The following is a 12,289-nucleotide window of genomic DNA, read 5'->3' as shown; positions in this document are numbered from 1 at the left end:
CCATAATGACAGCACCCAATTAAATCAAACGCCGTGCGTATCTTTATTTGCAAGTATCCTATTGCAAACCCAAACAGGACGACGACCGCATTTGATCCTAGCAACTGAGGTAGATATGAACGAATCAGCCAACCAATTTAGTCCAAGCTCAAGCCAGCCAGTAGACCCAACCGTATTAAGCCTAACCGACAGTGCGGCGCAAAAAGTACGCCGTCTACGCGAAGAAGAAGGCGATAGCGATCTTATGCTACGTGTCTATGTGACGGGTGGCGGTTGTTCTGGTTTCTCTTATGGGTTTAACTTTGCCAATGATCTAAACGAAGACGATGCCAATTTTGATAATGGTGATGTGACGTTAGTCGTCGATTCGCTAAGCTATCAATACTTGCAAGGCTCTACCGTTGACTATACCGAAGGACTGGAAGGGGCACGTTTTGTGGTGACCAATCCAAATGCCACGACCACGTGCGGCTGCGGTTCGTCATTCTCTATATAAGCCAAATAGACGCGGTCGCGCTATGACTATTAAGATAATGCGATAGTGTGCGAACACCATGTCAAATGGCTTGTAGGCATAATGAACAAAGCATCTATCTCTCAGGTAGATGCTTTTTTTATCAAACTGTCTGGCCTGAATAACGCTATATTCGAGATGAATTTGTATTAAAAACAGGGTCAAAATCCTCACACATCGCGTTGCCTAAAGCTTATCGTATTTGTAATTGTCCGTGGTTTTCAAGACAGCTTTGAGCTAAACTGACGGAATTATTGACCTAACACTTACCTATTTTATGGACAAACGCTTATCGTGTTTTGATCCGCCATAATAAATAACAATAGATGACTATTATGAGTAATTTTGCGAGTAGCTTTGTTAATTTCGAAATCCCTAATTGGTTTGATAGCCAACACTTAACGGGTATGCTTCGCGGTATTGAAAAAGAGGGCCTACGCGTAAAGCCTGATGGTTTCTTGGCACAGACCCCGCATCCAGCCAAACTTGGGTCAAAACTTACCCACCCTTTTATTACTACCGATTACTCAGAAAGCCTGCTTGAGCTCATCACTGAACCAAAGTCCTCACCAAAAGAGACCCTCAATATGCTGCGCCAATTGCACGTATTGGTCTATCAGGGTATGCCTGAAGGTGAGCTGATGTGGCCATTATCGATGCCTTGCATGTTGTCTTCTAAAGACGAAGATATCCCACTAGCTGATTATGGTAGCTCTAATACGGGTAAGCTAAAAACTTTATATCGTAGTGGACTTGGTATCCGCTATGGTCGTCGCATGCAGACGATTGCTGGTCTGCATTACAACTTGTCTTTTGGTGATACGTTGTTTGAGACGTGGCAAGCCAAAACGCCGACCGCACAAAGCCAGACATTGACAGAGTTCAAAAATGAGAAATACTTAGGGCTGATTCGTAACTTCAAACGTCTAACCAGCCTTGTCTTATATTTACTGGGTGCCAGTCCAAGCGTATGTCCTTGCTTCTTGGCAGGGCGTGAGCACGATTTAGAATTGCTCAATGATTCGACTTATTACAAACCTGCTGCGACTAGCCTGCGTATGGGTAAGCTTGGCTATACTAACAGTGTGCAAGAGCAGCTTGATATCCGTTACAACTATCTGCCAGAGTATGTCGATGGTCTACGCCGTGCTATCCAAACACCGCACGAAAGCTTTGCTAAGCTTGGCTTAGAAGACGAAGATGGTAACCCGATTCAAATCAACAATCATATTCTGCAGATAGAAAACGAGTACTACAGCCCTATTCGTCCTAAACAAATCGCAATGAGCGGTGAAACACCAACCGAAGCGCTTGAGCGTCGCGGTATCGCCTATGTTGAGTTCCGCGCTATCGACCTTGATCCATATAGTGACGTAGGTATTCGTCTCTCTAGTGCTTGCTTCTTGGAAGTGATGGCGCTGTATTGCCTGTTCAGTGATTCACCAGACTTGCTACCTGAAGAAGAAGACACGCTCGCTATCAATCTTGAGCGTGTGGTCAATGAAGGTCGCCGTGATGACTTGCATATTATCAATAATGGTCAAGAGCAGTCACTTGAAAGCTGGATGCTCACGCATCTAGAGCGTATGCAGCCGCTTGCTGCATTGCTTGATGCTCACTACGGTGGTAACGATTACCGTGCAGCCGTAGCATTGATGCAAGGCAAAGCAGGACACTCTGAGTCGACTATCTCTGCACAAGTAAATTCTGACAGTAAACGCTTAGGCAGCTTATGGCAGCTTGGCTTTACGTTGGCTCAGCAGCATCGCGAATCTTTATTACAGCAGACACTTAGTCCAAACACTCAAGCTAAATACGAAGTATTAGCAGAAAAATCTATCTTGCAGCAAGCTGAGATTGAGCAGTCTGAAACAGAAGACTTTATGGAATTTTTAAAGCAGTATCGCTAAGCCTTGATTGCTAGCTTTTAACTGCCAGTTGTTGATTGCTGAGTTCTGATGACTAGTTTTTGATTGCTAAGGCCTAATTGCTAAGTACTGACTGTAAAATTTTGACTGCTTAATCTTGATTGCTACCCCACATCTATTATAGATAAACCCATAAGAGTAACCGCACAATGCGACAGCTAACCACTTACCGTAACCTGCAAGTATTTTTGGTGATAATGGCCGTGATAGGCATGAGTTTTGCGCTGTTTTATTTACAGCGTCATTTAGGGCTTTCACCTTGCCCGCTCTGTATTTTTCAGCGCGTTGGTCTAATCGTCATGGGCGGATTTGCCCTGATATCGGCGTTGTTTAATCCTAAGTCTAAAGTGATAAGACTACTGCTATGGCTTGGTAGTCTAGTAGGTATCGGCTGGGCAACTGCGGTAGCAGCACGCCATGTATGGCTGCAACATTTGCCTGCCGACCAAGTACCTTCTTGTGGACCAGGACTGAACTATTGGCTTGATACCCTCCCTATCCTACAAGTATTCAAAGAAGTATTTGCAGGATCTGGCGAATGTGCTTCTGTTGATTGGACGCTTATGGGATTGAGTATCCCTGAGCAGTCGTTGATTCTATTTAGTGTGCTACTGATCGTACATGTGTTGATATTAATGCGTATCGTAAAATCTGCTAATTAGTATCTTATGACTCAATAAGACGTTAGGTTTCTTTCCTACTTCTGCTTTTAAAATAGACATTGCTATCTTCGATACAATGTCTGTTTTTTTTGTCTACTATTAACCCGACCTTACAATCCATATTAGCGATACCTATAGGACTTTCTACTACCAACTCATGCCTTTTAGATATAAGGCCAACAACAAAAAGCCCACAGAGATATTTTCAAGCCTTTGATATCTTTAGTCAGCTTACCTTATAAACGGATAAGCATTAGATATTTGTCGCTTTCTACTCATAAGCTATCTGTATTTTGAATATAAGATAATGCTATCAAGTTCTTAATTTATATTATTACTACGCGCCCATGCCTTATTATCCTTATCTTTGACAATGGCTTTACGTTGTCGATAGTATAGATGAGCTTGAAAAATACTTGTTAAAAACTGTTTTTGGTATGACCATGATATATTTTGCTCCCGTTCGCTCTACTACGCTTGCTATCGTAAAACGGTGGCGTCCTTCGTTACTTGTAGCGTCACTATGCGTGCTACTCGTAGGCTGTGATAGTGCCTCGTCCAATACCGATAAAGACATGGTATCTACGTTCGCATCGACTGGTTCTGAATCGCAGGAGGCTTCACAATCATTGCAAGATGAAAATGCTAGAAATGCTGAGCTAGCGAGTGATGATGAGACAAGCGACATGGGGGAAGGGCAATCATTAATTGCTGCTGCTCAGTCAAATAAAGATACCTATGCAGACAGCTCTATGGAGCGAACAGAAGCGAAAAGCAGTATGCTGCAAGCGACATTGATGGGCGATTATGGTGGCATGGTCTCTTGTACAGATTGCGACAGTATTGATGTCACATTGAACTTATTCGCCGATGGTTCCGTACTAAAAGCAAGTTATTATCATAATCCTGAAAAACCAAAAACACCCCTACTCGAATCGGGTATCTACCGACAAGACAATGATAAAATCACCATTGTCTATGAAGGGAAAAATATCGAGACCTACCATATCCAGGACAATCATTTGATACGGATCGATGAGCACGATAATTTAGAGGATGACTATACGTTATCACGAAAATAAAAGCGTCCTCATGCTGACTGTTAGCTGGCGTATCTCTACATACTAAAACAGCCAAATTACATTAGCTACATAGCGCCTACTTGTTAGGCGTTTTTTATTGGTCATCGAACAGGGTTTACTTTACAATGATTGCTTGTTTGCCCAGCTGATGTATTGGTCATTGTTTATCAAAGTGGTTATTTTTACTGCTAACAGCTAAGCACCTCACACTTTATTTTATCCGCTTTCTATTCTTTTCATTCAAGCGCGTACGGAACGTCTATGCATATTCATATCCTTGGTATTTGTGGTACTTTTATGGGCTCACTGGCATTGCTAGCACGTGCGCTTGGGCATACGGTCACAGGTTCAGATGCCAATGTCTATCCTCCTATGTCCACTCAACTCGAAAATGCTGGCGTGACTATCGAAGAAGGCTATCTGGTAGAGCACTTGCAACCAACGCCAGACTTAGTGGTCGTTGGGAACGCGATGAAGCGCGGCATGGATGTGATTGAGTACATGCTAGATAATGGCTTGCGCTATACCTCAGGTCCGCAGTTCTTATCTGAGCAAGTATTGCAGTCACGCCACGTAATCGCCGTTGCAGGGACACATGGTAAGACCACAACCACGACTATGCTTGCGTGGATATTACAATATGCTGGTATCGATGCAGGGTTTTTGATTGGCGGTGTGCCATTAGTTGATACGACTGACGAGCACTTACAGCAAGTGTTTGCACATAGTAGCTATTTGGGTGCTGATAAAAGCGCTTATGATAAAGCTGGCTACTTTGTGATTGAAGCAGATGAGTACGATTCTGCATTTTTTGATAAGCGTTCAAAGTTCGTTCACTATCGTCCGCGTACTGCTATTTTGAATAACCTTGAGTTTGATCATGCAGACATCTTTGCAGATCTTAATGCGATACAAACTCAGTTTCACCATATGGTGCGTATGATTCCAAGCACTGGCAAAATCATTATGCCAGCCGCGACCATTAGTCTAGAAGATACGCTAGAAAAAGGGGTTTGGACGCCTATTTGGCGTACTGCTGTCATCGACTCTACTTTAGCTGATACCAGCGAAAATGCGCGTGCTCTGAAAGATAGTAGCGATTGGCAGGCTGAGCTGATTCAAGAAGACGGTAGCCAGTTCAAAGTCAGTTTTGCCGCTAATGAAGATGCCTCTGCTATCGTAAACTGGTCAATGAGCGGTATCCATAACGTCAATAACGCTTTAGTTGCTGTAGCTGCTGCCTATGATGTTGGTGTCAGTGTTGAGACTGCTTGTGCTGCTTTATCAGATTTCGCTGGTATCAAGCGCCGGATGGAGCTGATTGGCGACGTCAATAACATCTTAGTCTTTGATGATTTTGCCCATCATCCAACAGCTATTACGACCACATTAGATGGTGCCAAAAAGAAGCTAGCTGATAGACGTATTTGGGCCATTATTGAGCCGCGTAGCAACACCATGAAAATGGGTATTCATCAAGACAGTTTGGCTCAATCAGCGGCACTTGCTGACTACACATTATGGTACGAGCCTACTGGTTTGGAATGGGGCTTAAAAGAAGTCATCGAACAAGCTAAGGCTACTAGCGACTCTATCGGCAACCAACAAGTGTTATCAAGCATTGACGCTATTATTGAGCATATCAGCAGTCATGCAAAAGCAGGTGATGCGATTGTGGTTATGTCAAATGGCGGTTTTGAAGGGATTCATCAGCGTTTATTAACCGCATTGCATAATGGTTAATGCTTCTAGCTAAGATAAAGAAGCAGCTCTTATAAAGAAATAACTCTTATAAAGAAATTGATCTTCTTATTCCCTTATATAAAAACGCAGTTCATCTAATAGATGGCTGCGTTTTTTATTTCTAATATTTATATGTCTTCACTATATGAGTTCAGCACTACAGGCACCACATTGATAAACGCTGTTAGCACCACTGCTACCTTTGTAACCTTTCGTTTACTTATTGCCCTTACTCGATAGCAAATCGGACTTTTTCCTCACATAGCCCCTACAGTAGTAACATTTTATGCTTACTTTTGCGTCCGAGGAGTGTTTACAATAGATTTATCAAAACTTGTAACACATTATAAATATTAATAATATTAGGAGAATAACATGAGCTTTATTTGGATGATTATTGTAGGTTTAGTCGCAGGTTTATTAGCACGTGCTATCAAACCAGGTAATGACCCTATGGGTTGGATTATGACTATCGTATTGGGTATCGTTGGTGCAATGCTAGGTGGTTTCTTAGCTGGCCTAATCGGTATCAACGCTGATGGCGGTTTTACTGGTCTTATATTCTCAGTGATCGGTGCAATTATCTTATTGTTCTTGTATGAAATGATCGTAAATAAACGCCGTGCATAATTAGTCATAAACCGTACATAGTTTGGTCATAAATGATTACTAGCTAATTAAAATACTATATAAACAAAGCCTTGCGTTAAGCAGGGCTTTTTTATGTCATTTATCATCGAAATTTAGTCTTTCTATATGCATATAGCATCATATGACTGCGAAAGTATTGATAAGCATTACTTTTGTCCCCATTTATCTTATAATATCAACCCTATTTTGTCCTTATCATTGAGGTGAGCGTTATGGCACTACTCCCTATCTTAAGTTACCCAGATCCTCGCTTGCGTACTATCGCCAAGCCTGTCAAGGAAGTGACTGCTGAAATCAAAACCTTAATCGCAGACATGATCGAGACGATGTATGATGCTCAAGGCATCGGGCTTGCAGCCAGTCAAGTGGATCATCATATTCAGCTTATCGTTATGGACTTGTCTGAAGACAAAAGCTCTCCTAGAGTTTTTATCAATCCAAAAGTCACGCCACTGGTAGAAGAAAAGCAACCGTATGAAGAAGGCTGCTTATCCGTACCTGATGTCTATGACAAAGTCGAACGTCCTAATAAAGTCCGTATCGAAGCGTTAGACGGTAACGGTGAGGTCATCGACGAGGTAGTCGAAGGACTGCTGGCTGTTTGTATCCAACATGAAATGGATCACCTAAATGGCGTAATCTTCGTTGATTACTTGTCTCGTCTTAAACAGACTCGTGCTCGTGATAAAGTCCGTAAAGTTCTTAAAATACGCGAAAAGCAAGAAGCTCAATCAGCAGAAAAACAGACACAAGCCGTCAATTCTTAAAGCGCTACTCTTTATTCTTATCTTTCTATTTCGTCTTTATCCTTCACATAGTTACGTCTACAGTGGGTGTTAATATTTAGCATTCACTGTTTGGCGATAATTTTTCTAACCGATACAGTTTCCACAAAAGGTTTACTACTATGACAATGATCAAAATTGACCAATATTTTGAACCTGCCAGCTGGCAGAAATTTACCAAGGCTGCTGAAGGTCGCGAGACGCCTTTCTTAGTAGTTGACCTTAGTCGTATCGAAACCAAATACCACGAGATGGTAAGCCTGTTTCCTAACGCAAAACTGCATTATGCAATGAAAGCTAGCCCTGCAGTGGAAGTAATCGATCTACTAGCAAACCTTGGTTCTAACTTTGACTGTGCCTCTATCTATGAGCTTGATCGCGTGCTTGGTTGCGGCGTTGAGCCATCTCGTATCTCATATGGCAACACCATCAAAAAAGCTGAGCATGTTAAGTATGCCTTTGAGAAAGGCATCGATCTATATGCAACTGATTCAGAAGCAGATCTAAAGAACATTGCCAAACACGCTCCAGGTTCTAAAATATTTGTTCGTATCTTGGTTCAAGGCTCAGAGACAGCAGAATGGCCATTGTCACGTAAGTTTGGTTGCCATCCTAATATGGCCATCGACCTACTGGTTCAAGCACGCGAGCTGGGCTTGGTGCCTTATGGTATCTCGTTCCACGTCGGTAGCCAGCAAAAAGACGTCGCTGCATGGGATGATGCATTATCCAAAGTTAAATATATGTTTGACTGGATGAAGAACGAAGAAGGTATCAAGCTGCAAATGATCAATTTGGGCGGCGGCTTCCCGACCAATTACATCAGCGAAGTTAACCCTATCAAAGTCTATGCAGAAGAGATTACCAGCTATCTGACTGATGACTATAATGATGACGAAATGCCAGAAATTATTTTGGAGCCGGGTCGTTCGTTGGTTGGTGGTTCAGGCGTGTTGGTCAGTGATGTGGTACTGATCTCTCGTAAGTCTGATACCGATTTGACTCGTTGGGTATATACCGACGTTGGTCTATTCCAAGGCTTGATCGAAACGCTAGGTGAAGCTATCAAGTATCCTGTCTATACGCCTAAGATGGAGACGTCTACTAGTGAAGGTACAGTAGTACTGGCAGGCCCAACCTGTGATTCAACTGATATTATGTATGAAGAAGCCGGCTATCAGCTACCAGAAGAGCTTGAGATTGGTGACAAAATCTATTGGCTCACCACTGGTGCTTATACCAATTCGTACTCATCGGTAGAGTTCAATGGTTTCCCACCGCTCGAAGTGGTTTATATTGACTAGTATTTCTAATGTTTCATAAAAAAGCGCGGCACGGTTAATACTCGTGTCGCGCTTTTTTGTGCTTAATGGTTTGCTTGGTGAACTATTCAACTCTTAAAGAAATAGGCAGGCTATTATTAGTATTACGGCTACTGTTACTAGTACTATTGGTTGAGTTTTGTGAAACTTGTCCAATCGTCACCCACTGTCCACGTGGCACGATAATCGTACTGCTCAATCTTTGACTTCGAATAGCATTGCTAGCACTGTTAGTAGAATTGTTAGTAGAACTCATTTGATTATAAGGTGAATTCGGCTGCACTAATCTTTCTTCCACTTGGGAGAGTTGTACTTCCACATGTCCATTAGGCAGCAGTCTTGGTGTGACGGCAATCCCTTGTGTCGTTGGCAGTAGTATTTTCTGCTGAATCACAATCTGTGGTTTGAAATTATCGTTAGCTGAACGATGATAAGTTGGATGGTTATTAGCATTATAGGTTTGAGTTAGCGAATAAAGCGTACCTGTGCTGATACTCGCCGCACTGCCAGATAATGTTTGTACTTGATATAGATTACTACTCTGCTGCTGGCTGCTACGCTGACTAATAACCCCTGCACCTTGAATACTGCGATTGGTAATAATGACCTGACCCTGCTGAATATTACCTTGCCCGCTACTACTATTGCCAACACGTACGGCGACCGTCAATGCCTGTGGCTGACGGTCAATCTGAGACAACAATTGCTGTACCGCCTGATAATTGCGTGCCGTCGTTCGCAGTACCAATTTATCTTGATACGTAGTCACCGTGCCACCGTCTGCGCTACTACTTAATAGCTGCCTTACTGCAGGTAACAAACTAGCCCCACCATAAGTATGGATAACATAGGTTTGAGGAGTACTAGCTTGTACGCTAATTGGTAGAACCGCTAGACTCAGTGCAAAGGCTGATAGGCTTGCAAGGTTGATGGTACAAACAGCACCAATCAGTCTATGACTAACATAACGTTCGATACTATTCATACCCGCTCCCTTGCTGCTATTAGGTCATCGAGCCATCAGACACAATGCTATAGTCAATCATCAATAGTCGTTAGTCACTTAATCCAAGCACGTCTTGCATGTTGTACTGACCTACTTCCTGCTCAACAACCCAAGTTGCGGCACGTACGGCACCAGCGGCAAATGTCATACGCGCGCGTGCACGATGGGTAATCTCGACCACTTCGCCATCTGCGATAAACATCACAGTATGGTCGCCTACGATTTCGCCACCACGTACCGCGTGGATACCGATTGTGCCAGATTCGCGCTCGCCAGTTTGTCCTTCGCGGCCATAGATAGCGACGTCTTTTAGGTTCTGTCCGCGCGCTTCTGCGACGGCTTCAGCCATCATATATGCGGTACCAGAAGGCGCATCGATTTTGTGCTTATGATGGGCTTCGATGATTTCTACATCAGCATCATTACCAAACGCTTTGGCAGCCATTCCGAGTAGCTTCAATGACAAATTAACGCCTGTCGAATAGTTACCCGCATATACGATGGTGATTTTCTCACTTGCTTTTGCCAGTACTTGTTCTTGCTGTTCATTGAATCCTGTCGTCCCGATGACCATAGCGACGTTATGCTCAGCACAAACTTGCATGTTTTTTTCAGTGGCGTCAGGCAAGCTAAAATCAATCAGTACATCGATATCGTTAATCACAGCAGCTAAGTCATCAACGATTTGTACATTTAAATGACCGATAGCAGCAACTTCGCCTGCATCTGCTCCAACTAGGCTAGAGCCTTGACGCTCAATCGCTGCTTTTAATGCAGTTTGTGGATTGTTCTGTACTGCCTCGATAAGCATACGACCCATACGTCCGCCTGCACCGATTACCCCAACGTTGATAGATTTATTATTCGATTGTTCGCTCATGTTTTTACCTTAGACGTTTTATATTTGGTGAAATTATCTTTGACCATATTTATCGTAAGTTTAGCAAATATCATCACACGAAGGGCTTTTTATACTATCAATAAAAAGCCCAAAGGTTTCATGTGAAACCTTTGGGCTTAGTTTAATACTAGCTACTTAGTTAGATTATTTCTTAATCGAATAAATCGCCGATTTTTTTGAAGAATGACTTCTTATGTGGCGACTGTTGATGCTTGCTATCGTCATCCAACGTGTCTTGGAATTGGCGTAACAAGTCTTTTTGCTCACGAGTCAGATTCACTGGCGTTTCGATAACCACACGGCAAATCAAATCACCTTTCATGGTAGTACGGACTGGCGTTACGCCTTTGCCGCGTACACGCAGTAACTTACCGCTTTGCGTACCTTCTGCCACTTTGATTTTTACTTTGCCATCTAAGGTTGGGATTTCAACTTCTTTACCCAATGCTGCATCAGTAATGCTGACGGGTACATCCATATATAGATCAGCACCTTGACGGGTAAAGACATTGTGCTGTTTGACGCGTACTTCGACATATAGATCGCCGTTTTGTACGCCAGCGCCGCCTGCTTCGCCCTCGCCTGCTAGACGAACGCGATCACCATCATCGACGCCTGCAGGGATAGAGACTTCTAACGTGCGTGATTTGTCTTTTACGCCATTGCCATGACAGTCCGAACAAGGGTTTTTGATCTGCTTACCAGTACCGCCACAATGAGGACAAGCTTGCTGTACCGCAAAGAAACCTTGCTGCATACGTACTTGACCTTGGCCATGACACGTCTGACAGGTAACCACATCAGAAGCATTTTTTGCCCCTTTACCATCACAGGTATCACAAGGCGCAGGAGCCGTAAAACTGATTTCTTTTTTGCAGCCACGTACAGCTTCTTCTAATGTCAGCTCAATCACATAACGCAAGTCAGAGCCGCGACGCGAACGCCCACCGCCGCCACCACGCTGCTGACCGAAGATATCACCGAAGTTACCAAAGATATCGCCAAAGATATCTTGGAAGTTACCGCCACCTGCGCCGCCGAAGCCGCCGCCACCCATGCCGTTTTCAAAGGCTGCATGGCCCATACGGTCGTAGGCTGAACGTTTCTCTTCGTCGCTCAATACTTCATAAGCCATTGAAGCTTCTTTGAATTTGTCTTCCGAATCAGGATCATCAGAGTTGCGATCTGGATGGTATTTCATGGCAAGCTTACGGTAGGCTCGCTTAATTTCTTTGCTGTCAGCGGTCTTGCTGACACCTAATATTTCATAAAAATCGCGCTTACTCATGCTCTCTCCTATCGTCTTTACAGCCACACCGGTTCGTCAAATCATCAGCTCAGTTGATAATTGTCTTAATCTTATTCGTGGTTCTTAGCTAGTGGATATGTATTACGTTTCACATGAAACATAATAACTCACCAAGCTATAGAACCATAATGCTTAGACTTAACCAACAAATACGGTGAAGGCTGCTTAGCCAAATCAATTATAAAAAGTTTGCGCTATTTATGGAGATGGTCTGCTGATTTATCAAGCTCTTAAATGATGAAATTAGCAGTTGGCATCGCTGCGGCAAAAGCCAAACGATTCATTAAGGTTACTGCAAAGCTTTTCGTACCTGAGCGGTGCATAGTCGTGCTAATATTTACCGTCACATCTACGGTCATTTATACTCATAGTGATGACGATTGCGA

12 protein-coding genes are annotated in these 12,289 nt (G+C 43.2%); 8 read left to right on the top strand and 4 right to left on the bottom strand.

All coding sequences use genetic code 11. From position 1 onward, the window contains the following. Positions 1-115 precede the first annotated feature (115 nt). The 8 genes from erpA (at position 116) to IEE84_RS00155 (ending at position 8,669) form a co-directional block, all read left to right on the top strand. Complete coding sequence (erpA, locus tag IEE84_RS00190; RefSeq protein ID WP_057757666.1) at positions 116-496, top strand: iron-sulfur cluster insertion protein ErpA; 381 nt, start codon at positions 116-118, stop codon at positions 494-496. Between the two features lie 353 nt (positions 497-849). Next, on the top strand, positions 850-2,424 hold the full coding sequence (gene gshA / locus IEE84_RS00185; protein ID WP_191114475.1) for a glutamate--cysteine ligase: 1,575 nt from the start codon (positions 850-852) through the stop codon (positions 2,422-2,424). Positions 2,425-2,591: 167 nt separating this feature from the next. Next, positions 2,592-3,104: a disulfide bond formation protein B gene (locus tag IEE84_RS00180; RefSeq protein WP_191114474.1), complete on the top strand. Its 513-nt coding sequence runs from the start codon at positions 2,592-2,594 to the stop codon at positions 3,102-3,104. A gap of 443 nt (positions 3,105-3,547) precedes the next feature. Then, positions 3,548-4,186 carry a copper resistance protein NlpE N-terminal domain-containing protein gene (locus IEE84_RS00175; protein WP_191114473.1) on the top strand — a complete coding sequence of 213 codons (639 nt, stop codon included), beginning with the start codon at positions 3,548-3,550 and terminating at the stop codon, positions 4,184-4,186. 261 nt (positions 4,187-4,447) lie between these two features. Next, positions 4,448-5,929: a UDP-N-acetylmuramate:L-alanyl-gamma-D-glutamyl-meso-diaminopimelate ligase gene (gene mpl, locus IEE84_RS00170; protein ID WP_191114472.1), complete on the top strand. Its 1,482-nt coding sequence runs from the start codon at positions 4,448-4,450 to the stop codon at positions 5,927-5,929. A 375-nt stretch (positions 5,930-6,304) separates the two neighbouring features. Continuing rightward, on the top strand, positions 6,305-6,559 hold the full coding sequence (locus tag IEE84_RS00165) for a GlsB/YeaQ/YmgE family stress response membrane protein (RefSeq protein WP_057757652.1): 255 nt from the start codon (positions 6,305-6,307) through the stop codon (positions 6,557-6,559). Between the two features lie 233 nt (positions 6,560-6,792). Continuing rightward, positions 6,793-7,347 carry a peptide deformylase gene (def, locus tag IEE84_RS00160; protein WP_057757649.1) on the top strand — a complete coding sequence of 185 codons (555 nt, stop codon included), beginning with the start codon at positions 6,793-6,795 and terminating at the stop codon, positions 7,345-7,347. A 146-nt stretch (positions 7,348-7,493) separates the two neighbouring features. Next, positions 7,494-8,669 (top strand): type III PLP-dependent enzyme, encoded by a 1,176-nt coding sequence (locus IEE84_RS00155; protein WP_191115316.1) that lies wholly within the window; start codon positions 7,494-7,496, stop codon positions 8,667-8,669. Positions 8,670-8,751: 82 nt separating this feature from the next. Here IEE84_RS00155 and IEE84_RS00150 read toward each other — a convergent pair whose 3' ends face one another. From IEE84_RS00150 to IEE84_RS13165, 4 genes are all read right to left on the bottom strand, one after another. Then, positions 8,752-9,672 (bottom strand): hypothetical protein, encoded by a 921-nt coding sequence (locus tag IEE84_RS00150; protein WP_191114471.1) that lies wholly within the window; start codon positions 9,670-9,672, stop codon positions 8,752-8,754. A gap of 70 nt (positions 9,673-9,742) precedes the next feature. Continuing rightward, on the bottom strand, positions 9,743-10,573 hold the full coding sequence (dapB, locus tag IEE84_RS00145) for a 4-hydroxy-tetrahydrodipicolinate reductase (RefSeq protein ID WP_191114470.1): 831 nt from the start codon (positions 10,571-10,573) through the stop codon (positions 9,743-9,745). Between the two features lie 172 nt (positions 10,574-10,745). Beyond that, complete coding sequence (gene dnaJ / locus IEE84_RS00140; protein ID WP_057757637.1) at positions 10,746-11,882, bottom strand: molecular chaperone DnaJ; 1,137 nt, start codon at positions 11,880-11,882, stop codon at positions 10,746-10,748. A 251-nt stretch (positions 11,883-12,133) separates the two neighbouring features. Further along, positions 12,134-12,262, bottom strand: a complete 129-nt coding sequence (locus IEE84_RS13165; RefSeq protein ID WP_267442830.1) for a hypothetical protein — start codon at positions 12,260-12,262, stop codon at positions 12,134-12,136. Positions 12,263-12,289 lie beyond the last annotated feature (27 nt).

Origin of the sequence: Psychrobacter sp. 28M-43 (assembly GCF_014770435.1) — a bacterium.
Classification (GTDB): domain Bacteria; phylum Pseudomonadota; class Gammaproteobacteria; order Pseudomonadales; family Moraxellaceae; genus Psychrobacter.
The sequence above is the reverse complement of the archived record's forward strand: the minus strand, read 5'-3'. Positions and strand labels throughout refer to the sequence as shown.

Bases quoted from the DNA above. Each gene is read 5' to 3' on its own strand.
- erpA (WP_057757666.1), top strand. From the start codon at position 116: ATGAACGAATCAGCCAACCAATTTAGTCCAAGCTCAAGCCAGCCAGTA.
- gshA (WP_191114475.1), top strand. From the start codon at position 850: ATGAGTAATTTTGCGAGTAGCTTTGTTAATTTCGAAATCCCTAATTGG.
- IEE84_RS00180 (WP_191114474.1), top strand. From the start codon at position 2,592: ATGCGACAGCTAACCACTTACCGTAACCTGCAAGTATTTTTGGTGATA.
- IEE84_RS00175 (WP_191114473.1), top strand. From the start codon at position 3,548: ATGATATATTTTGCTCCCGTTCGCTCTACTACGCTTGCTATCGTAAAA.
- mpl (WP_191114472.1), top strand. From the start codon at position 4,448: ATGCATATTCATATCCTTGGTATTTGTGGTACTTTTATGGGCTCACTG.
- IEE84_RS00165 (WP_057757652.1), top strand. From the start codon at position 6,305: ATGAGCTTTATTTGGATGATTATTGTAGGTTTAGTCGCAGGTTTATTA.
- def (WP_057757649.1), top strand. From the start codon at position 6,793: ATGGCACTACTCCCTATCTTAAGTTACCCAGATCCTCGCTTGCGTACT.
- IEE84_RS00155 (WP_191115316.1), top strand. From the start codon at position 7,494: ATGATCAAAATTGACCAATATTTTGAACCTGCCAGCTGGCAGAAATTT.
- IEE84_RS00150 (WP_191114471.1), bottom strand. From the start codon at position 9,672: ATGAATAGTATCGAACGTTATGTTAGTCATAGACTGATTGGTGCTGTT.
- dapB (WP_191114470.1), bottom strand. From the start codon at position 10,573: ATGAGCGAACAATCGAATAATAAATCTATCAACGTTGGGGTAATCGGT.
- dnaJ (WP_057757637.1), bottom strand. From the start codon at position 11,882: ATGAGTAAGCGCGATTTTTATGAAATATTAGGTGTCAGCAAGACCGCT.
- IEE84_RS13165 (WP_267442830.1), bottom strand. From the start codon at position 12,262: ATGACCGTAGATGTGACGGTAAATATTAGCACGACTATGCACCGCTCA.